Source organism: Methylobacterium oryzisoli (assembly GCF_046557895.1).
Lineage (GTDB): Bacteria > Pseudomonadota > Alphaproteobacteria > Rhizobiales > Beijerinckiaceae > Methylobacterium > Methylobacterium oryzisoli.
Window position 1 is genome coordinate 127,610 of sequence record NZ_JBKIBX010000015.1, and the last position, 19,231, is coordinate 146,840.

General features: G+C 65.8%; 19 protein-coding genes and 1 pseudogene. 8 read left to right on the plus strand and 12 right to left on the minus strand.

The features are described from left to right. The first annotated feature begins 355 nt into the window (after nt 1-355). Nucleotides 356-991: an NAD(P)-dependent oxidoreductase gene (locus tag ACKUB9_RS16685; protein WP_407523825.1), complete on the plus strand. Its 636-nt coding sequence runs from the start codon at nt 356-358 to the stop codon at nt 989-991. A gap of 12 nt (nt 992-1,003) precedes the next feature. Here the strand turns inward: ACKUB9_RS16685 and ACKUB9_RS16690 are convergent, their stop codons facing one another. The 6 genes from ACKUB9_RS16690 to ACKUB9_RS16715 all read right to left on the minus strand — a co-directional run bounded on the left by ACKUB9_RS16690 (nt 1,004) and on the right by ACKUB9_RS16715 (nt 5,304). Continuing rightward, nucleotides 1,004-1,270 (minus strand): hypothetical protein, encoded by a 267-nt coding sequence (locus ACKUB9_RS16690; RefSeq protein WP_407523827.1) that lies wholly within the window; start codon nt 1,268-1,270, stop codon nt 1,004-1,006. A 148-nt stretch (nt 1,271-1,418) separates the two neighbouring features. Beyond that, nucleotides 1,419-1,742 (minus strand): hypothetical protein, encoded by a 324-nt coding sequence (locus ACKUB9_RS16695; protein WP_407523829.1) that lies wholly within the window; start codon nt 1,740-1,742, stop codon nt 1,419-1,421. 49 nt (nt 1,743-1,791) lie between these two features. Then, the gene (locus ACKUB9_RS16700; RefSeq protein ID WP_407523831.1) at nt 1,792-3,549 is read right to left on the minus strand and encodes a methyl-accepting chemotaxis protein; all 1,758 of its coding nucleotides are present in this window, start codon (nt 3,547-3,549) and stop codon (nt 1,792-1,794) included. 340 nt (nt 3,550-3,889) lie between these two features. Further along, nucleotides 3,890-4,618, minus strand: coding sequence for a glutathione S-transferase N-terminal domain-containing protein (locus ACKUB9_RS16705; RefSeq protein WP_407523833.1), 729 nt, complete (start codon nt 4,616-4,618; stop codon nt 3,890-3,892). Between the two features lie 75 nt (nt 4,619-4,693). Continuing rightward, the gene (locus tag ACKUB9_RS16710) at nt 4,694-4,915 is read right to left on the minus strand and encodes a hypothetical protein (protein WP_407523835.1); all 222 of its coding nucleotides are present in this window, start codon (nt 4,913-4,915) and stop codon (nt 4,694-4,696) included. Between the two features lie 161 nt (nt 4,916-5,076). Next, a complete protein-coding gene (locus ACKUB9_RS16715; protein WP_407523837.1) occupies nt 5,077-5,304 on the minus strand; it encodes a hypothetical protein in 228 nt (75 codons plus the stop codon). Nucleotides 5,305-5,336: 32 nt separating this feature from the next. On the opposite strand from ACKUB9_RS16715, the gene ACKUB9_RS16720 reads away from it, so the two are divergent. Next, nucleotides 5,337-5,633, plus strand: a complete 297-nt coding sequence (locus ACKUB9_RS16720) for a hypothetical protein (protein WP_407523839.1) — start codon at nt 5,337-5,339, stop codon at nt 5,631-5,633. Between the two features lie 584 nt (nt 5,634-6,217). On the opposite strand, the gene ACKUB9_RS16725 is transcribed toward ACKUB9_RS16720, so the two are convergent. The 5 genes from ACKUB9_RS16725 to ACKUB9_RS16745 form a co-directional block, all read right to left on the minus strand. Next, nucleotides 6,218-7,084: a Crp/Fnr family transcriptional regulator gene (locus tag ACKUB9_RS16725; RefSeq protein WP_407523841.1), complete on the minus strand. Its 867-nt coding sequence runs from the start codon at nt 7,082-7,084 to the stop codon at nt 6,218-6,220. Nucleotides 7,085-7,421: 337 nt separating this feature from the next. Further along, nucleotides 7,422-8,945 (minus strand): sensor histidine kinase, encoded by a 1,524-nt coding sequence (locus ACKUB9_RS16730; protein WP_407523843.1) that lies wholly within the window; start codon nt 8,943-8,945, stop codon nt 7,422-7,424. Nucleotides 8,946-9,108: 163 nt separating this feature from the next. Next, complete coding sequence (locus ACKUB9_RS16735; RefSeq protein WP_407523845.1) at nt 9,109-9,729, minus strand: recombinase family protein; 621 nt, start codon at nt 9,727-9,729, stop codon at nt 9,109-9,111. 10 nt (nt 9,730-9,739) lie between these two features. Continuing rightward, a complete protein-coding gene (locus ACKUB9_RS16740; RefSeq protein WP_407523847.1) occupies nt 9,740-10,126 on the minus strand; it encodes a type II toxin-antitoxin system VapC family toxin in 387 nt (128 codons plus the stop codon). Then, nucleotides 10,123-10,380, minus strand: a complete 258-nt coding sequence (locus ACKUB9_RS16745) for an AbrB/MazE/SpoVT family DNA-binding domain-containing protein (protein WP_407523849.1) — start codon at nt 10,378-10,380, stop codon at nt 10,123-10,125. Before ACKUB9_RS16745 ends, ACKUB9_RS16740 begins: the two co-directional genes overlap by 4 nt. Nucleotides 10,381-10,973: 593 nt before the next feature. Between ACKUB9_RS16745 and ACKUB9_RS16750 the strand changes: the two genes are divergently transcribed. The 5 genes and pseudogenes from ACKUB9_RS16750 (at nt 10,974) to ACKUB9_RS16770 (ending at nt 17,068) form a co-directional block, all read left to right on the plus strand. Then, nucleotides 10,974-11,465 carry a Ros/MucR family transcriptional regulator gene (locus ACKUB9_RS16750; RefSeq protein ID WP_407523889.1) on the plus strand — a complete coding sequence of 164 codons (492 nt, stop codon included), beginning with the start codon at nt 10,974-10,976 and terminating at the stop codon, nt 11,463-11,465. Between the two features lie 15 nt (nt 11,466-11,480). Then, nucleotides 11,481-11,669 (plus strand): annotated as a pseudogene (locus ACKUB9_RS16755) (NAD(P)H-binding protein); the annotation flags it as partial. 571 nt (nt 11,670-12,240) lie between these two features. Further along, a complete protein-coding gene (locus ACKUB9_RS16760; protein ID WP_407523851.1) occupies nt 12,241-13,434 on the plus strand; it encodes a sensor histidine kinase in 1,194 nt (397 codons plus the stop codon). Nucleotides 13,435-13,580: 146 nt separating this feature from the next. Next, on the plus strand, nt 13,581-15,812 hold the full coding sequence (locus ACKUB9_RS16765; RefSeq protein WP_407523853.1) for an ATP-binding protein: 2,232 nt from the start codon (nt 13,581-13,583) through the stop codon (nt 15,810-15,812). A gap of 149 nt (nt 15,813-15,961) precedes the next feature. Further along, on the plus strand, nt 15,962-17,068 hold the full coding sequence (locus ACKUB9_RS16770; RefSeq protein ID WP_407523855.1) for a sensor domain-containing phosphodiesterase: 1,107 nt from the start codon (nt 15,962-15,964) through the stop codon (nt 17,066-17,068). Between the two features lie 20 nt (nt 17,069-17,088). Here the strand turns inward: ACKUB9_RS16770 and ACKUB9_RS16775 are convergent, their stop codons facing one another. Then, a complete protein-coding gene (locus ACKUB9_RS16775) occupies nt 17,089-17,484 on the minus strand; it encodes a response regulator (RefSeq protein ID WP_407523857.1) in 396 nt (131 codons plus the stop codon). 480 nt (nt 17,485-17,964) lie between these two features. On the opposite strand from ACKUB9_RS16775, the gene ACKUB9_RS16780 reads away from it, so the two are divergent. After that, complete coding sequence (locus tag ACKUB9_RS16780) at nt 17,965-18,234, plus strand: hypothetical protein (RefSeq protein WP_407523859.1); 270 nt, start codon at nt 17,965-17,967, stop codon at nt 18,232-18,234. Nucleotides 18,235-19,231: the final 997 nt, after the last annotated feature.

Below are 19,231 nucleotides of genomic sequence, written 5' to 3' on the forward strand. Positions count from 1 at the left end.
TTCATGTTTGTCATGTTGTTGCAGAATTAAATGCCCAAAACGACCGCTGACGCTGTGAAAAGGTTATTGTTCATCAGCTTCATCATGGTTATCTCTACCGCTTTGTTCGCCTGCATCTCGCGCGGTAATGCCCCGAACTAGCTGGCTTTCGCGCTCGAAATCTGCACGCACGACAAATCTCACCTTGTCCGTGCCGACAATGTGATTTGCGCACCGCAAGGTGCTGGTTCACGTTCGTCCCAACTCGGACCTCACGATCGCCGCACGCCGCCACGGCGGAGGCTTAGGTTCATGCTGACATGACATGCACGCCGTTCATCAGACCGGGAATATGGGGGCAGGCCCGAGCCGCGGCATGGCCCACGTCCTGATCATCGGGGCCAGCCAGGGCATCGGGCTCGCCACCGTGCGGGCCGCCCTCAAGCAGGGTCACCATGTGCGCGCTCTTGCCCGCACGGCCTCGCGGATCCCGATCACGGACGAGCGGCTGGAGAAGGTCGTTGGCGACACCCTGCGCGAGGGCGACGTTGTGCAGGCACTGAGCGGGGTTGATGCGGTGGTCCAGGCTTTGGGCATTCCGGTGCAGGACCTGTTCCGCCCCGTGACCTTGTTCTCTGAAGCAACACAGGTGCTCGTTCAAGCCATGGAGGCCGCAGGGATCTCACGGCTGATCGCCGTGACGGGTTTCGGGGCGGGTGACAGCCGCGCGGCGATCGGTCTGCTGCAACTCCTGCCGTTTCAGATCGTGTTCGGCCGGGCCTACGACGACAAAGACGTGCAGGAGATGATGATCCGCAAGAGCCGCCTCGCCTGGACCATCGTGCGACCGGGTATCCTGACCGACAGCACGCGGGCGAGCGGGTACACGGTCCTCGACGAGCCCGCCTCGTGGAGGGGTGGGTTCATCTCCCGCTCGGCCGTAGCCGATTTCCTCGTGCGCCAGATTGAGGACCGGCAGTACGTCGGACGGACGCCTGCGCTGATCCAGTGAAGGAGCGGTTGATCAGGTGTCAGGCAGAACGCAGACCGGACCTCCGGGTGCGAGATGGGCCGCGGCCTGCTCACCACCCTGTGCCGACCAGATCACCCGGCCCTCGCTGTCGGCCAGCCACACGGCATAGTCGGGATTAGCAATCAAAGCGGACGGCAACGTGAGTGCCTCGTCAATGGCAGCCGTGCTCGTCGCAGCGTCGATCCGGATGTCGTACAGGAGAGCGAAGCCCACGCCACCCGGGTACGGGCGCGCCGCCCTCAGATGGTAGATCGCCATGCCATCCTCCCGGTTGATCGCCGCCGCGCCTTCACGGGGCCGCGAAGCAGGAGGTCGAGCCTCGACACAATCCGAGTTTCGCGCAACCCCGGACGAAGCAGTCAGCTTTCCAGACCAGGATCGTCCGAGCGCGAGCGGCTCTTCTTTCTTACACCTCGGGCAGATGAAGCATCGCCTGCGCGACGCAGCGCTCGACCCGCGTCGCGAGCCGATCGAGCGTGCGCACGAGTTCCGCCAGTGCCGTGGCCGCCTCCACCTCCGCCTCGGACAGCTTGCCCGGCACGCCGAGCGCCGCCATCGCCCTAGCCGCGATGCCTCTGGTCTCGCGCCGCAACTCCTCCGCCAGCGACGAGAGTGCCGCGAGGTGCTCGGCGCGAGCCGTGGCCAGCACATCAGTGCCGGTCTCGGCCGCGATCCGCTCCACTGCCGCCGCCAGACGGGGCAGCGGCAGTGACAGAAGCTGTGCACTCATCCTGAGGTCTCCCTCCGCTCGACGAACTCTGCAACCGCTTGCTTGCGCGTCACCGCCACGCCGCCAAGCTGCGGGTGATGTTCTCGACGCCCGAGGCAGCCGTCTGCATGCTGGCCGTGATCTCCTGTGTCACCGCGCTCTGCTGCTCGATCGCACTCGCCGCGCCCGTCACGAAGCCCTGCACGGAGCCGATCTGAGTGCTGATCGCTGCCAGCGTCTCCACCACCTCGGTCGAGACCGCCTGCATCGCGCCGATCTGCTCCGAAATCTTGCCCGTGGCCGCCGTGGTCTGATTGGCCAGCGTCTTCACCTCGCTGGCCACCACCGCGAAGCCCTTGCCCGCCTCGCCCGCTCGCATCGACTCGATCGTTGCGTTCAGCGATAGCAAGTTGATCTGCTCGGCCGTCTTGGTGATCAGTTGTACCACTCCGTCCATCGCCTCGGCCGCGCGGCGCAACTGCGCCGTCGAGCGATCGGCGGCCAGGGTGTGGCCGTGGATCAGGTCCACTGCCTGCTTGGAGCGGCTCATCGCTCCGGTGATCTCGCGCACCGAGGCGTTCATCTCCTCGGCCGCCGAGGCCACCGTCTGCACGTTCATCAAGGTTTGCTCGGCTGCCCCGATCGCCTGAGTGCGCGCGCGCATGTTTTCGGTGATGTCGGTGGCGTACTTGACCACCTTGAACGGCCGCCCGCTCATGTCGCAGATCGGGTTGTAGGTAGCCTGGATGAACACCTCGCGCCCGTTCTTGCCGAGGCGCGAGTAGATGGCCGAGTGGAACTCGCCCCGGCGCAGCTTCTGCCAGAACTCTTGGTACTCGCGGCTCGCCGCGTAGGCGCGCTCGACGAACATCTGGTGGTGCTGGCCTTGGATCTCGGCCAACCGATAGCCCATCGCGTCGAGAAAGTTGTCGTTGGCGTCGAGGATGGTGCCGTCCATGGCGAAGTGGATCACCGCCTGCGACTGGTTGATGGCCGAGATCTGACCCGCGTGGTCGGCGTTGCGCAGCTTGTCGGCAGTGACGTCGGTGGCGTACTTGACGACCTTGAACGGCTTGCCGTTGAGGTCGAGGATGGGATTGTAGCTGGCCTGAAGCCAGATCTCGCGCCCGTCCTTTCCATAACGGCGGAACTCGGCGGTCTGGTGCTGGCCCTTGTTCAGCTTCTGCCAGAAGCTGGCGTAATCCCAACCTCGCGCCTCCTCGGGATCAACGAACAGGGCGTGATGCTGGCCGACCACCTCTTCGCGATCGTAGCCGACCGTGCGCAGGAAGTTGTCGTTAACATCCAGAATGGTGCCGTCCATGGCGAAGTGGATGACAGCTTGGCTCTTGTTGATGGCCGCCACTTGCCCGTTGAGGTCAGCCCCGCGCATCTTCTGCGCCGTGATGTCGGTGGCAAATTTGACAACCTTGACGGGCGTGCCTGCGGCATCGAGCACCGGGTTGTAGGTGGCCTGGATCCAAATCTCGCGCCCTCCCTTACCGAAGCGCTTGTACTCGGCGGCTTGGAACTGGCCGCGCTGAAGCGAGGCCCAGAACTCCTTGTAGGTCGTGCTGGCGGCCTCGGCGGGATCGACGAAGAGGGCGTGGTGCTTGCCGCGTATCTCGTCAAGGTCGTAGCCGACCGCCTGAAGAAAGTTGGAATTGGCGTCTAAGATGGTGCCGTCCGTCGCGAACTCGATCGTGGCGAGCGATTTGTCGAGGGCGGCGAGCTTGGCTTCGAGTTCCTGGCGGCTCGCACTTGTCTTGCTGCGCGTTCCGGCTTCTGCGCTGGCCCTGTGTCTGACGACTGCGAACTTGCCGAACATGACTGCTCTTCCCGCTCGTGTTTCGTGCAAGAAATTGGGGCACAATTTACTAAGGAATGATTTACATTTCGCTGGCCATGCTGCATCTGCACAAGATGTCACAGACACGGATTTAGTTCTTTCCGGCGCAACCTGAGTTTGCAGTCCGGGCATTCATCGAAAAAAACAGATGTAGATAAAGTTATTGCAGGGCAATGCGAATTGATATGGACCCAAGAGCGCGGAGTCTATTGAGAGATTAATAACTATCTTCCAGTAAAATTATATTGTGAGAGAAGTAGTACGCACTGTATCGTCGACATGAAATGCACACTTATCTGCCACCTATGCAATTGTGAACCTAAAAAGATGCCTGTTTATCAGAATAACGATGCTTCGTGTACATGCGCTCAACCCAGAGCAGGGACCTGCGCTTCTGCCAGCCGCGCAGCGCATCCTCGACCGCGAACGGTAACCGGATCTGCTGGTACACTGGACAGGCCGCTGGGCGGGCGAGTGGTGCCAGCAGGCTGGCCGCCGTGATGTCGGCCCGGCCGAACCGGCCGCCGACGAGGTAGTGCCGCCCGACCACCTGCGCGTCGAACCAGTCGAGCGCCGCCTCGACCTGCCGCTCCAAACCCGGATGCGCGTCGGCCTGGGCCTCCATGGCCCGGATCATCCGCTGGCGCGTCAACGGCCAGAGCAGCCGCCCGATCAGCGCCTGCGGGCGAGAGACGCCGTCGAACTGAACCTCGCGGAGGTTCGAGGACGGATCGTGAAGCAAAGCGCTGTAGAGGTAGCGCCGCACCAGCGGACCGATCCAGCGCGTGAAACGGCCTTCGAGGTCGGGATCATGGCCCCTGATCCCGGTCCAGTCTAGGATGCGACCGCTGCCTTGGATGACATCGGTGCCCGTGTCGAGGATCGGCAGTGACGTGCCCGTCCCGAGCCGCTTGGCGAGCAGCGCATGCGGTCCGGGTGCCCACCGCACCTCCCTGTAGATCACGCCCGTGTGATCCAGGGCCCATCGTGCCCGTTCGCAGAAGTGCGAGGGTGCGAAAACAACCAGACGGACTTCACGGCGAGCCATGCAGAGGAGGTGGTCCGCCGATCTTCCTTGTCGAGGCCACCCGGCCGCTGCGTACTGCTCAGCAGGACTGATTGCTCACACTGGTGAACTGCGACCAACTTGCCACGCGAGGCGCTCGCGCCAGCCCGCGGGGAGGTCGACGCGTTTGAGGCGCATACGGGCCTCGACGCTGGCCAGCACCCGTTGCCAGTGCTCATCCGGCAGGGTCGTCAATTCGGTGAAGCCCAAGTTGCGTGTCGCCGTCCACACCACCTCCATCCATTCGAGCCCCAGATGGGTTGGCGGGCGCGGGCACATGGGCGGTCATCCCTGATTTCCGTCACAGGATGCCGCGCCCGCTTCTTCCTCGCCAGTCCGCACGGATAAAGACCGTTTTTCGGCGAGCAGAGCCGGTTCTCAGGAGCGCTCCTACGCTTCCATCTGTGTGCGGTCGATGCCGTGCCACGCCCCGAGCGTGGTCAGACTGAGTTCAAGACGATCCCGGTAGGTACGCGCATTGCCGTCAGCACCGCGTCGAGTTCGTTGAGGGCCTGCTCGGCGCGCGCCGTGTTCTGCCCATCCACGATCAGGCCAGCAAGATCATGGATAAGGGCGAGCCGGTGCACCTCGCCATTGACGATCAATCGGGCGAGAATTACGAGGCTATCCTCCCGATCCTTGGTCTGGGCTGCATCGAGCAGCGCCATTCTCATGCTCATGAACGTCTCACGGCGTGCAGGTGAGCGCGATACTGCTGCATGGACGCGAGCGCGTCGTCGATGTCATGCAGCAGGCGACGAGCAGCGTGGCTGCTCTGACCATCCTCGCGCAAGTAATCGACGAGTTGGGTCTGCACGATGCGGCGGGCCTCCCCCTCAATGACAAGGTGATCGAGCAGGTCGATCTCGTCGTCCGGCGTATTCCACACCATCGCCTGACCTATGTCTGGGCTTATTTGCCTTCATGTAGCACGCCTGTTGGTCACCCGGATACGTCGCCTGCATCGGGCATGATTGCCTCAGCGACGTCGATCTAATTGTTCAGGTTCATGACCGCGAGCACGAGCGAGAGAAGTGCAGCCGATCAATACTCCTCTGCGGGTATGGGCGCGTTGTTACCTAGTACGGTGAAGCAGGGAAATCGAGATCATCATGAGCGAGAGAGTTCATCATCGGCATCACGGCGTTGCCACAGTGGGATGACTCGCCCCGGGTTGTGTTCGTGCTATGCTTCTATCGTCATGGGGGTGACGCTGTTGCCGCACAGAGGGCGAGATGCCCACCGATGTTCCTCAACCATCGGAACCGCCCAGCGCCCGGCTTCGTGCGCCGCCCGGGCCTGCTCTGGCCGGGCCGCGTCTCCGCTTTCTCGCAGGGCGCATTCAGCAGGCCCGCACGCGGCACAGGATCACCAGGATCTCCTTTGCCTGACCAGGGTATGGAGTGCGCTGTACGAGAAGGTGCAGCTTGCCTCGGCCGAGGCTCTGCAGGGCGATCAGGCCCGGCTGCTGTACTGTGAGCATGTGCGCCGCATGGAGCCAGCCATCACGCGCGAGGAGCGTCGGATCGTGCGAGCCGTTGCGGCGGCGCGGCGCGCCCAGAGGGATTGGAACATGGACACCTACGCGCGGGCGATCGGGGTCGAAGAGGCCGCCCGCGCTCGCCTCGCCCGGCTCTGGTCGCGCCTCTGAGCCTGAGCGATCACCAAACCATCGAGCGCGATCGGCGATCGGCGTGTACCTGCTTCTCGTTCGTCCCGGCACTGGTCGGCCACTGCTTCTGGCTCGATGCAAAGGTACTTGGGCTGAAAGTTCGCAAACCTCATGAGGTGATCGAGGTCGCGGATCGTCAACCTCTTGCCTTCCAATCTGATCAGGCCGACGCGGCGAAGGGCCTGAAGCATGCGGTTCACGTGCACGACTGACACACCCACCGCATCCGCCAGATCCACTTGCGTCAAGGGAAGTTCGTAGCTGCTCCCAATGGCAAGGCCGACCACCCGCATCCGAACCAGCAATTCGCAGAAGAGATGGGCGATGTGCTGGTCGGTTGAGCGACGACCCATACCGATAAGCCACTCACGCAGGATCGCCTCGTCGACCAGCTTCATTCTGCGCAACGCGTGCTCGATGGCAGGATATTCCGTCATAAGCGCATCGAGGGTCTGGAGCGGGATCGTCGACACCTCACAGGTGGTGAGCGTCGCGACTGAGTAGTCCAGACACCCGAGAACCGACGCGTTCAGGCCGCACAGATCGCCCGGGATGAGATAGGCGATGATCGCGCGTTGGCCATCCGGCAGGATCCTGTATCGGCAGGCGAAGCCGCGCTCGATGATGACGACATGCTTGGGAACCGTGTCTTCCACCAGCAGGTTCTGATGCGCCGGAACCGGCTGCACCCGGGTTCTTGCCTGAACGAGCGCGTCCTGCTCCTCCTGCGAGAGGCAGGACCGGCTGAGGAGCTTTCGAAGGAGAGGGTTTCGCATCGCTTTGCTCGGCTGTCACAGCCAACCCGCCAACGGAGCGGGCACGCGGCAGCAAGGGGATCAGGCAAGCCGCGCGCGACTGCCTCACGGCGCTTGCGCATCTGGTTCCAGGCTCGTGCCGCTCTGCGCAGCGACCATGGCGCCCGGGTCTCAGTAGCCTCACGTTAACAGGATCAAGAAGAATCTCAATGAATGATAATCGAACTCGGCACCGATTTCGCAATTGCTACGCTACTTTCCAAATTATTGGGAGCAGAATAGGCCATTGTACATAGGCCGCTCGGATGAACGGCGAACAAGGAGGAGATGGCGGGCAAAGCATTACCGGCTGAGAGGACTACTCCGCCAGTCTGCTGATCGGTGCCGTGATGCGCATCACCAGCCCCTTGGGCTGCCAGTCATAGGCGATCTCACCGCCAAGCTGCGCGCTCGCGCTCCGTGCCATCATCCGACTGCCGAACCCCTGACGCTCCGGGGCTCCGGCCAGGGCCGGACCGCCCCGCTCCTGCCAGAGCAGCATGAGCCGGTCCTTCTCGCGGCCGATGCGGATCAGCACCTGTCCCCCTTCGACCGAGAGGGCGCCGTACTTCACCGCGTTCGTGGCCTGTTCGTGCAGGATCAGCGCGAAAGCCGCAGCCGCCCGCTCGCCGACCGGCACGTCATCCCCTGTCACCACCACACGGTCACGGCCCTCCTCGGCGTAGGGCGCCAGCAGCGTGCGCAGCAGGCCCTGGACCGTCTGGTTCCCGGTCACCGGCCCGGATCCCGGACCGTGCGGGCGCACGTACTCGTGGGCCAGCGCCAGCGCCTGAAGCCGCGCCTGGAAGTTGCCCGCGTAGGCTTCGGCCGCCGCGTGCCCGCGCGCCGTCAACGTGGCCAGCCCGCCCACCAGCGCGAAGATGTTCTTGATTCGGTGCGATAGTTCCCGGGTGAGAAGCTCGCGCGCCTCCTCGTTGGCCTTGCGCCGCGTGATGTCGCGGTGCGCCCCGATCAGGCGCAGCGCCCGGCCCTGCGCGTCCCGCTCGATGCGCGCGGTCGCGGCGATCCAGCGCACGGCGCCGTCGCTCGGTCGGATGATGCGGTACTCGGCCGCGTAATCGTCTACGCAGCCTCGCACCGCATCGAGGAAACGGCTCTCGGCCTCCCGGCGGTCCTCCGGATGGAGGCGTCGCACCCACTCCTCATGGCCCTCGCGAGCCGCCTCCGGCGGCAGGCCGTGGAGGCGCAGGTACTGCACGGAGCGGTGGCTCCAGAAGCCGTGGCGCAGGTCGATCTCGAAGCCACCGACGCCCGCGAGGTCATGCACCTGCGCCAGTTCCGCCTCTCGCCGCGCGAGGCTGGTTCTCAGGCAGCGGTTCTCAAGCTGCGTCATGACCTGCTGGGCAAGCGTGCGCAGCGCCTCGGCTTGCCGGGCATCGAGGGCCCGAGGGCCCGGACCAGCGTCGAGAACGCACAGCACACCGAGGGGCAGCCCATGCGGGGTTCGCAGCAGCGCCCCCGCGTAGAAGGTCAAATGCGGCCTGCTGACGACGAACGGGTCGGGACCGAAGCGGAGATCGCGCTCCAGGTCGGGGACGACCAGGAGGTCCGTGCTCAGGATCATCTGCTTGCGGGCGGCCGAGGGAGGTGGCGCCTCACGGATGCCCAGCCCGATCTCGGACGCGAAGAACTGGCGTGCCTCGTCGATCAGGCTGATGGCAGCCGCGGGCGTGTGGCAGACCTGGGCGGCGAGGCGGCAGAGGGCGTCGAGCGAGGGCTGCGGCGGCCTGTCGAGGATCTCGTAGGTGCGCAAGGCAGCCAGACGCTGCTGCTCCGACCACGGCGGCGCGACATCCGGCCCGGGCACAACCGTGTCCGTCATGGATCACCTCTCCGGAGATCTGCCTGAGGCTGCGTATGGCTGCGCCTGGATAGCGTGACTGGTCGCGACCTTGCAACGACACGGCTTACGGTCGAGGTCGCCGTGTCGACTTCACGATCTGAACACCAACCAGTAGGTGATCGAGTTCAGATCCTGGTCTCGCTCAGGGCGAGAGATCTGCAAGGACTTTCTCTCCGTCCGGTCGCAAGCCGCCCTTGGCATCCACGTGCCGGTACAGGGTCTGCCGCGTCACGCCGAGGATGCGGCAGAGATCAGCCACCCTCGTCTCCCGTTGGCTCATCGCGGCCTGGGCGAGCCGCACCTTGGCGGGCGTCATCTTCGGCTTACGGCCCCCGCTTCTGCCCCGCGCCCGGGCTGCGGCGAGCCCGGCCCGGGTGCGCTCGACGATCAACTCGCGCTCGAATTCCGCAAGCGCGGCGAAGATCCCGAACACCAGCCGTCCGTTGGCCGTGGTGGTGTCGAGGTGCGCGCCCTGGCCCGCCAGCACCTTCAAGCCGATCTCGCGGTGGGTGAGGTCGTGGACCGTGTTGACGAGGTGGCGCAGGTCGCGACCGAGGCGATCGAGTTTCCAGATCACCAGCGTATCGCCCTCGCGCAGCGCCTTGAGACAGGCGTCGAGCCCGGGACGGGCGTCGCGCTTGCCGGAGGCGTGATCCTCGTACAGGTGCTCGGGCCGGATCCCGGCCGCGAGCAGGGCGTCACGCTGCAAGTTGGTGGTCTGCGAGCCGTCCGCCTTGGACACACGCATGTAGCCGATCAGCATCCGCACGCTCCTACCGGATCACCTCGACCGTGACGCCGACCGCCTCGGCGATCTCGGACCAGCGCCGCTCGGCCGTGACGGCGGGCAGCCCGCGCTCCAGCGCGAGCGCCAGACAGGCCCGGTCGCCGAGAGACAGTCCCGCCGCCCGCGTCGCAGGCCGTAGCGCCGCCGAGGTGCGCGCCTGAGCGTCCGTGAACGGCACGATCTGCATACCAAGGATGGTCACTGCCTGGGCCGCCTCGGCAGGTGGGAGGCCACGGTCGACGAGCTTGGCGAGAGTTTCTGCAAGGTTCGCCACGCCGATCAGCCCTTCGGCGACGTGGGCCCGAACTTGGTCGGCACCCGGCTCATCGAACAGAAGGGCGAGCACGGCCGAAGCGTCGAGCACGCTGGTCACGAACGATCCTCGTGTGCAGCCTCGGTTCGCCGCTCGGCGAGGAACTCGTCGACGACGCCGCTCGCGTCGGGCGCGAAGCGGCGCACGAGGGCCTGGGCGCGACGGACGGCATCGTCGGCACTCTCAAGGACAAAGCGTCCACCGTCGTCCCGGATGATCAGCATGCCACCCCGACCGAGATTGAGGTGGCGCCGCACGGCGGCAGGCAGAACCAGCCTGCCATTCTCGGCCACTGCGACCTTGAAGTCCCGCATGACATGTTTCCACGATTTGCCACACTTCCGTTATGCGCCAGGGAGGGGTGATGGGCAAGCGTCACGCAAACGAGCGTTTGAGGAGCACGCCCGAGGCTGACTTCAACCTAAATGCCAAACTGTCACTTTAAACATCACTTAATCTACAGAACGAAAAACATGTCGTGGGTGCTAAAAGTGACAAACATCAGTGCGGAGGTGTTCGCCGCTCTCGCTAATCCGACGAGGCGGCAGATCATCAACATCCTCCGAGGCGAACCCGCTCGGCGATACCCGCGACTGCACCTAAGCCCTGCGTCGTCCTTTCGTATTCGCATGGAGGCGACTCCCGCCAATGATGACCATTCCAGCCGTCCCGTATGACCCAGGATGGACCCGAGCGCGGTGACCTGAAGAACGCCTGGAGCAGAGGTAATTTTCTCGCTCTGGCGAGCGCATGGCGCGCCTGCTGGACAGTGATCGGCAGATGCGCGCTCCCAGTTCGCAAGGGATTTTGCCGTGATGCTGCGGCAAGCACAGGCAACTGCACGCCGACTGTTGACGTTATAGGCAGCACGTTTCAGATGCGCGAGCGTGCAAACAAAGGGCATACGATGGACGAAAACCCTACCTCCGACTCTGACCTCACGGTGCTCACGGCCGACATCGTCTCGGCTTACGTCTCGAAGAACTCCGTGCCGACCGACGAACTCGCAACCGTCCTGAACTTGGTTCACGAGGCGCTGAGCAGCCTCGGTGCACCGCTTGCGAGCGAGCGTGAGAAGCTCACGCCTCCCGTGCTGATCAAGAAGACGGTGACGGCGGACCACATTGTCAGCCTGGAGGATGGGCGGCCGTACAAGTCGCTCAAGCGCCACCTCACCACCCGCGGCCTTACGCCCGCCGAGTACCGTCAGAAGTGGGGCCTGCCGCCCGACTACCCGATGGTGGCGGCCAACTACGCCGCCCAGCGCTCCGAACTCGCCAAGAGTATCGGTCTCGGTCAGCGCCGTGAACAGGCTGCGGCCGAGAAGCGCGCCGTCCCCGATGCCATGGTAACCAGCCCGCGGAGGGGCTCTGGACGTTCGCGGAAGGAGAAGGGCTGAGCCACGGTCAGACGAGCGCTCACCAGCGGCCACCGTGTTCGTGCCTTCGCCCGCTCCGCTTCGCGCATTCCGATCACCAATGAGAACCTCGATGTCGTCGACGGCGACGCCTTGCAGGTAGGCGACGTGGAGCATGCGCTGTGCACGGTGGATGTCGTGATCCAGACCCTGGGCGTACCGGTCCAGCAGATGTTCGGACTGTGAGCCTGTGCTCGGAGGCGACGTGGATCCTGGTCGCTACGATGGAGCGCGCGGGCGCGTCGCGGCTGATCGCGTTGACCGTCTTTGGAACCGGGGACAGCCACCAATCGGTCGGTCTCCGACGTCGCGGACTTCCTCGTCAAACAGATCTGTCGAACGACGTACCTTCGCAAGACGCCGGTCCTGATTTCTTAGACAGCACTTTCTGCTTACCAATCACATTCTTCGAGCCTGTGCCTGCGAAATCAGGTACGTGACGCCACAGCGTGACCGTGGCTCCGGCACGGCGGCTCGCACGCCAAGTACCGCTCCAGAGCCTTCCGGCTGAGCGCGAACTTGCGTGCGCGATAGCTGAGGGGCCAGTGAACCAATGGACACGCTCGGTCGTTACTGAAGGGATGTATGCCGATCTCCGCAGCCGCGAAGCACCCCGCGGTGAGAACCAGAAACCTTCCCCCCGCCTGCCCCTGATGAAGGTCGGGCGATACAGGGCAGAGACAGCCACACGGTGGCGCAGGACTGAGCGCGGAGCGTCGGTTTGACCAGACCTGACGCCGCACAAACACCTCCGACCGTGCGCGAGGCGGAGCTTGAAGCGGAGATCGCCCGGCTGCGCCGCTCCCTCGACGAGGCGGTCCGCCGTACTGCCGACGAGGTGCCCGCGGCCAAGGCAGGGCACGAACACGAACTCGCTGACGCGCGGGCGACCGTCGTGGTTGCTCAGGCACGCGTGGCCGAGTTGGAGCAGGTCAACGTTGAACTCCTCGCCAGCCGCGGGGCCCTGGCGGCCAGCGAGGCGCGTTACCGCCTCGCCGTCGAGAGCGCACGGGACTACGCCATCTTCACCACCGATCTGGCAGGCCGCATCACCGGCTGGAACGCGGGCGCCGAGCACCTGATGGGCTGGAGCGAGCAGGAGGCGCTCGGTGCTCCCGTCAATCTCATCTTCACGCCCGAGGACGATCGCGCGGCCATCGCCGAGACCGAGATGCGGCTGGCTGTCACCGAGGATCGTGCGGAGGACGACCGTTGGCACCTGAGGAAGGACGGCACCCGCTTCTGGGCCAACGGCCTGATGATGCCGTTGCGCGACGATGACGGCGGGCTGGTCGGCTTCCTCAAGATCCTGCGCGACCGCACCGCCGAGAAGCAGGCCGCCGAGCGCCAGCAGCTTCTCGTCAACGAGTTGAACCACCGGGTGAAGAACACGCTCGCCACCGTCCAGGCATTCACCACCCAGACGCTGCGCACCGCGGGATCGCTGAGCGAGGCGCGCGAGGCGATCACCGCCCGGCTGATCGCCCTGTCCAAGGCGCACGACGTGCTCACGGCCGAGAACTGGGAGGGAGCCGATCTCGCCGAGATCGTCTCGGATGCGCTGCGTCTGCACGGCGGGGATGGCCAGCGCTGCCGCTGGCAGGGCAACCCGATCCGGGTCTCGCCGCGCATCGCGTTGGCGCTCGCGATGATGCTGCACGAACTGGCCACCAACGCCATCAAGTACGGCGCGCTCTCGACCGAGACCGGCAGCGTCGCGGTCATCTGGCGCATCATCGACGAGGGTGGTGAGCCGCCCTGCGCGCGGCTGCGGCTGGCGTTGCGCTGGCAGGAGCACGGCGGGCCACCCGTGACGCCGCCCACGCGGCAGGGCTTCGGCTCGCGCCTGATCGAGCGGGGACTGGCCGGTGAACTCGGTGGTGAGGTGCGGCTGCGCTATGAGCCCGAAGGTGTGGTGTGCGACGTCGACGTTCCGCTGGAGTTCGCCTGACCTCCCGGCCCGACCACGGGCGCGCAGCGTCGCGCCTTCCTGTGCAGACCGTATCGCCCTAGTTGGCAGGTTCCGCTACCGGGAGCGGTCTGCTCCCGCCATCCCCTTCGCCCAAGGATCAAAACCCGTGCCGGGAGTGCCGCTACGTGTCACCAGCGCCGACCGCTGACGCAGGAACTGCTCCCGATCCGCAGCATCCCGCGACCCCGGCCGAACGCACCCTGCGCCTCGTCGTCGTCGCGGCCCTGATCCTGCCGCTGCTGGTGTTCGGCACCGGGGCGGGGCTCTCCTACCAGAGCCACTGGCGCGAGGCTCGCGCCCGCCTTGCCCGCACCCTCGACGTGGTGCGCGAGCACGCCACCAAGGTGTTCGAGACCCACGACCTCGTCGCCCGGCAGGTGCAACAGGCCCTGCACGGCCTCGACGACGCCGACATCCGCGCCCGCGAGGCCGACCTGCACCTCTCCCTCGCGGCCATGACCCGCAAGCTGGCGCAAGTCAGCGACATCTGGGTGTTCGACCGGGAAGCTCACCCGCTCGTCGCCGCCTCGCGGGTGCCGGTCCCGCGCGGGCTCGACGTCTCGGATCGCACCTACTTTCAAGTGCACCGCGACGGCACCGTGCCGCCCGGATCCGACCACATCAGCGAGGTTCTGAGCGGGCGGGTGGGCGGCACCACCTTCTTCCAGGTCAGCATGGCCCGGGCGGGTGCGGGCGAGCCATTCAGCGGCGTGGTGGCGATCTCGGTCGAGCCCGCCTACTTCCGCGACTTCTACGCCCAGGTGCGTGCGGGCGGGCTCGACACCATCACGCTGATCCGCGCGGACGGCGCCATCCTGGCTCGTGCTCCCGAGATCCAGGCATCGGGGCAGCGGCTCCCCGCAGGCAGCGGCTTCCTGACGGCCGTCGCACGCGCTGCGGAGCAGGGCTTCTACGAGGCCCACTCCGCCATCGACGGGCGCGAGCGCCTCTACGCCTACCGCAAGCTGACCGACTACCCGGTCTACGTCACCGCGGGCCTGGATCGCACCACGGTGCTGGCCGAGTGGCGCGCCACGATGATCAGCCACCTCTACTTCGGTGTGCCCGCCACGCTCGGCCTCGTGCTGCTCACGCTCACCGCCCTGCGCCGCACCCGCCGCGAGAGCCTCGCGCTCGCGCACCTGCGGGCGGAAACCGCACGGCGCGAGGCGAGCGAGGAGCAGTTGCGGCAGGCCCAGAAGATGGAAGCGGTCGGCCAACTCACGGGCGGGCTGGCGCACGACTTCAACAACTTGCTCACCATCGTGCTGGGCTCGCTCGAACTGCTCCAGAAGCGCATGCCCGACGCCGACGCGCGCCAGCACCGGCTGATGCAGAACGCCGTCGAGGGCGCGAGGCGCGCGGCAATCCTCACCCAGCGCCTGCTCGCCTTCGCGCGCCGCCAGCCGCTCGATCCCAGGCCGCTCGACGCCAACGCGCTGGTCTCGGGCCTGTCCGACCTGCTGCGCCGCACCTTGGGCGAGACGGTGCGGCTGGAGACCGTGCTGGGCGGCGGCCTGTGGCGCAGCTTCGCCGACCCCAACCAGATGGAGAGCACGCTACTCAACCTCGCCGTCAACGCCCGCGACGCGCTGCCGGAGAGCGGCGGCAGGGTGACGATCGAGACCGCCAACGCGCATCTCGATGAGGTGTACGCGGCCGAGCACGGCGTGGCGGCGGGCCAATACGTGCTGCTGGCGGTCAGCGACAACGGCTCCGGCATGGTGCCCGAGGTGCTGCGGCGCGCCTTCGAGCCGTTCTACACCACCAAGGATCAGGGCAAGGGCACGGGGCTGGGCCTGAGCCAAGTCTACGGCTTCATCAAGCAGTCCGGCGGGCACGTGAAGCTCTACTCCGAGCCCGGTCAGGGCACGACGGTGAAGCTCTACCTGCCGCGCTACACCGGTCTGGAGGACACCCGCATCATCGTGCCCGAGCCGAAGCTCCTGCCGGTGGCGATGGCGAGCGCCACGGTGCTGCTGGTGGAGGACGAGGCGGCGGTGCGGCAGTTCGCGAGCGAGGCACTGGGCGACCTCGGCTACCGGGTGCTGGCGGCGGACAGCGCGGCCTCGGCGCTGGCCTTGCTGGCGCAGCACCCCGAGATCGATCTCCTGCTCACCGACGTGATCATGCCCGAGGTGAACGGGCGCAACCTCGCCGACGAGGCGCTGCGGCGGCGTCCGGACCTGAAGGTGGTGTTCATGACCGGCTACACGCGCAACGCCATCGTGCACAACGGCCTGCTCGACCCGGGCACGCACCTGATCACCAAGCCGTTCACGGTGTCGCAGGTAGCGCTCAAGTTGCAGGCGGTCCTGAGTGGGGATGAGCCGCCAACGGGCGAGCCCTTGCAGTAGGCGCTTGACGCAGGTGCAGCGGGCGGGGCAGTGCGGCACCGATCGGCGTGATCGTGATTCGTTCCAGGCCGCGATGCGCATGACCCTGACGATTGCAGTCTGCTCTCGTACCCTTTGGTGGTCGGTGAACGATCGCGATGTCGAGACGCATGATGGGTCAGCAGGCGCGCGAGGCTGCGCGCCTGCACCAGATCCTCGATGCCGCGGTCGAGCACGCCATCATCGAGATCAACCTCGATCGAACAGTGCGCGGCTGGAACGTGGGCGCGGAGCGGCTGTTCGGCTGGTCCGCGCAAGAGGTGCTCGGGCAGGCGGCCGATCTGATCTTCACGTCCGAGGACCGCGAGGCCGACGTTCCGGCCCGCGAAGCCGCGCAGGCCCTCAGCCAGGGCCGAGCGGAGGACACCCGCTACCACCTGCGGCGCGATGGCAGCCGGTTCTGGGCCAGCGGAGTGATGACGCCGCTCACCTCGCCAGGCGGCGAACCGGATGGGCTGCTCAAGATCGTGCGCGACCAGACCGGCACCCGGGTGGCCGAGGAGGCACTGCTGCGCGCCCTGGAGGTGGCGCACAAGGCCACCGAGGCGCGGGCGCGGCTGATGGCGGTGGCAGGGCATGATCTGCGTCAGCCGCTCCAAGTGATCGGCATGGTGCTGGAGCAGGTGGCGCCGCAGGTCACGGGGGAGCGCAACACGCGCTATCTCGCCTACGCCCAGGAGGCACTGGGCCGCCTCGCGGGTGTGCAGATGCGCCATGCCAGCCTCGTCAAGACCGTGCAGGCTGCCTTGAGCGCGTCCGGGCTTCCCGCCGGGCGCCTCGAACTGGAAATCACCGAGAGCGTGCTGCTGGACGGCGGTGAGCGGGTACACGAGGTGCTACGCAGCCTGCGTGATCTCGGCATGCACGTCGCCCTGGACGATTTCGGCACCGGCTACTCCAGCTTGAGCTACCTGCGCCTGTTCCCGTTCGACAAGATCAAGATCGACCGCTCGTTCATCACCGGGCTGGACGATCCGGGCACGGCCGCGATCGTGCAGGCGATCGTGGATCTCGGCACCCGCCTGGGCATGGCGGTGACGGCCGAGGGGATCGAGACATCCGAGCAGTGGACCAGGGTGCGGGCGATGGGCTGCACGCTGGCGCAAGGCTACCTGCTCGGTCGTCCTCAGCCCCTAGAGGCGGCGCTCGCGGCGGCCCCCGGCGTGGCCGAGGACTTCGAGGTGCGGGAGCCTGATCTGGGCATCCGGAACGCCTGAGCCGCGCGGGTCTCACGTCCTCAGGCCAGAACGGTGAGCAGCTTCTCCTGCAAGGCGGCAGGCGAGAAGGGCTTGACGATGTAGGCGTCGACGCCTGCCTTCTTGGCGTGCACGACCGAGGCGGCGTCCTGGCGCGCGGTCATGAGCAGGAACTTCGTCCCGCTCAGGCGCGGGTCTGTGCGCACCGCACGGAGTAGCTGGATGCCGGTGACCGGCTGCATGTTCCAGTCCGCGATCACGACGGCGTAGAGCTTGTCCTGCACCATCTGCACGGCCTCGACACCATCGCTGGCCACGTCGATCTGTTCACAGCCGAGCTTCTGGCAGATGGTGGTGACGATCTGCCGGACAACGATCTGGTCGTCGACCACCAAGATGCTCAAGGCCGCGAACCGACGCCGTGTTCTCAGGTCCATCGTTTCCTCATCGAACGTCTGATGCTGCCCGAGGCACCCACTAACCGACAATGTAGGGCAGGACAACGAACCTCTAACAGCGTCAGCGACGAACACGAGGGCGCTCAACATTCTCGTCTTGAGCACCGAGCCTCACGAGACGTTCGGAGTAGTCGGACAGCACGATGGGGCGTCTCGCAGCGCCGAACCTGATTGCCCAGGCTCTGGCCCCGCTGGCGGGCGCAACGATCATCACCTCCGGCCGCACGAGCACGATGTTTGGCGTGCTGACGGGGATCGCTGTCGTGAACGTCATCCTGGTCGGCGTCCTCGGCCCGAAGCGGTCGCAAGAGCGATGGATCGACGAGCACCTGGAACGAGTTCGGCGCCTGGATCGGCAACCATCACCTCTTCCGCCACAGCATCAAGCGTATCTACGGCGAGTGCAACACGGCCAACATTACGTTCGACCTTCACTACTTCTACCTCGACATGACCGCGATGAAGTCGCCCGTGCGCTACCTCATCATGCCGCCGTGGCCGATCGTGCTCGCGGACGCGGCGGGCCGCGAATACAGGCTCTCCGGCGTCGAGGCGGGGATCGCCCTGATGGCTCTGGCGTGGCTGGAGACGCTCGACCGGCACGGCAAGACCGGTCTCGCCCTGGAGTGGATCTACGGACCTGCCGCCAAGCGGTACGCGCAGGACGTTCGCAACGACTTTGCCATGGCCGCCATGCAGTTCACGGAGGGTGCCGCGCTGCTCGACTGATCAGAGGCGGGCGTTGAATTCTGGCGAGCGGCGCTGGTGAGAACCGTGCCGCTCGCACACAGCAACGCACGGCAGACAGCGCCTTTCGCGGTCAGCGGCACATAGGCGCCAAAGCAGCGTGATCAGACGCCGCCTCGCAATGATGATGGATTTCATGTAAAGCTCAGTTTGAAACCTGATGCCATGCACCTGCCATAGCCGTTCCCCGGCCGTTCCTTTGCGGCTCGTGGTTGGTGTGTGCTTGACCCCCTTCAGGAGATGGCCATGAGCGAGCGAGCATTGCGTTTCGCCCGAGAGTGGGTCAGCGCTCACGTCCACCCGAACATCCTCATTGATCCCAAGGAGTGTTGAAGAATGTGAAACGCACCCGAGGCGACGCCCGAACTCGCCAGATACCTGTGGACAAAAAGAACTCGAACTTGACGAGCGTCCGCTTGGCGCGCGTGCCCCGCAGGGCACCGCCACGTCAGGAGTGCAGGGGAAGCGGCGACCCAAATCCTGCGTGCGCAGAGAGAGGCACGAGGGACCTCCGGCTTTAACCGTTTGCGCTTTGCGCATCATTCCGTTAACGCTTTGGCTTAAGCGTTAACGGAGCATGAATCCGTTCACGGATCGCCACGAAGGCGTTAACGGTTTTGGAAAGGCCCGGTCATGCCAAGGAGCAGGATCGACGGGAAGCTGACCGGCATCAGGATGCCGCATACCCTTTTACGCGAGGTTGACGCGCTGGCCGGGCCTGGCCGCATGGCAGAGTTCGTGCGCGCTGCTGTGGAAGCCGAGGTTGCCCGCCGGAAGAGTGAAGGTCGGGAGGGAGCACGGCCGCCCGGTCCGTCGAGCCCAGAGGCCCCGCCAGGATATTCGCCCAACTCGTCGCCCACGCCCTGGGGTGCGGCTCCCGACAAGTGGAGCGGCTACGGCATCGCGGGCTCGGCGATGGCCGTCGAGATGCGCTGGACCCTGCCGCCGGTCGCACCAGCCTCCGCCCCTACGCCTGCAC

What these genes read in the sequence shown, in the direction of transcription:
- ACKUB9_RS16705 (WP_407523833.1), bottom strand. Translation starts at nt 4,618, where the DNA reads ATGGCTCGCCGTGAAGTCCGTCTGGTTGTTTTCGCACCCTCGCACTTC.
- ACKUB9_RS16770 (WP_407523855.1), top strand. Translation starts at nt 15,962, where the DNA reads ATGATGGGTCAGCAGGCGCGCGAGGCTGCGCGCCTGCACCAGATCCTC.
- ACKUB9_RS16690 (WP_407523827.1), bottom strand. Translation starts at nt 1,270, where the DNA reads ATGGCGATCTACCATCTGAGGGCGGCGCGCCCGTACCCGGGTGGCGTG.
- ACKUB9_RS16695 (WP_407523829.1), bottom strand. Translation starts at nt 1,742, where the DNA reads ATGAGTGCACAGCTTCTGTCACTGCCGCTGCCCCGTCTGGCGGCGGCA.
- ACKUB9_RS16700 (WP_407523831.1), bottom strand. Translation starts at nt 3,549, where the DNA reads ATGTTCGGCAAGTTCGCAGTCGTCAGACACAGGGCCAGCGCAGAAGCC.
- ACKUB9_RS16780 (WP_407523859.1), top strand. Translation starts at nt 17,965, where the DNA reads ATGAAGTCGCCCGTGCGCTACCTCATCATGCCGCCGTGGCCGATCGTG.
- ACKUB9_RS16710 (WP_407523835.1), bottom strand. Translation starts at nt 4,915, where the DNA reads ATGTGCCCGCGCCCGCCAACCCATCTGGGGCTCGAATGGATGGAGGTG.
- ACKUB9_RS16735 (WP_407523845.1), bottom strand. Translation starts at nt 9,729, where the DNA reads ATGCTGATCGGCTACATGCGTGTGTCCAAGGCGGACGGCTCGCAGACC.
- ACKUB9_RS16745 (WP_407523849.1), bottom strand. Translation starts at nt 10,380, where the DNA reads ATGCGGGACTTCAAGGTCGCAGTGGCCGAGAATGGCAGGCTGGTTCTG.
- ACKUB9_RS16715 (WP_407523837.1), bottom strand. Translation starts at nt 5,304, where the DNA reads ATGGCGCTGCTCGATGCAGCCCAGACCAAGGATCGGGAGGATAGCCTC.
- ACKUB9_RS16730 (WP_407523843.1), bottom strand. Translation starts at nt 8,945, where the DNA reads ATGACGGACACGGTTGTGCCCGGGCCGGATGTCGCGCCGCCGTGGTCG.
- ACKUB9_RS16775 (WP_407523857.1), bottom strand. Translation starts at nt 17,484, where the DNA reads ATGGACCTGAGAACACGGCGTCGGTTCGCGGCCTTGAGCATCTTGGTG.
- ACKUB9_RS16725 (WP_407523841.1), bottom strand. Translation starts at nt 7,084, where the DNA reads ATGCGAAACCCTCTCCTTCGAAAGCTCCTCAGCCGGTCCTGCCTCTCG.
- ACKUB9_RS16685 (WP_407523825.1), top strand. Translation starts at nt 356, where the DNA reads ATGGCCCACGTCCTGATCATCGGGGCCAGCCAGGGCATCGGGCTCGCC.
- ACKUB9_RS16750 (WP_407523889.1), top strand. Translation starts at nt 10,974, where the DNA reads ATGGACGAAAACCCTACCTCCGACTCTGACCTCACGGTGCTCACGGCC.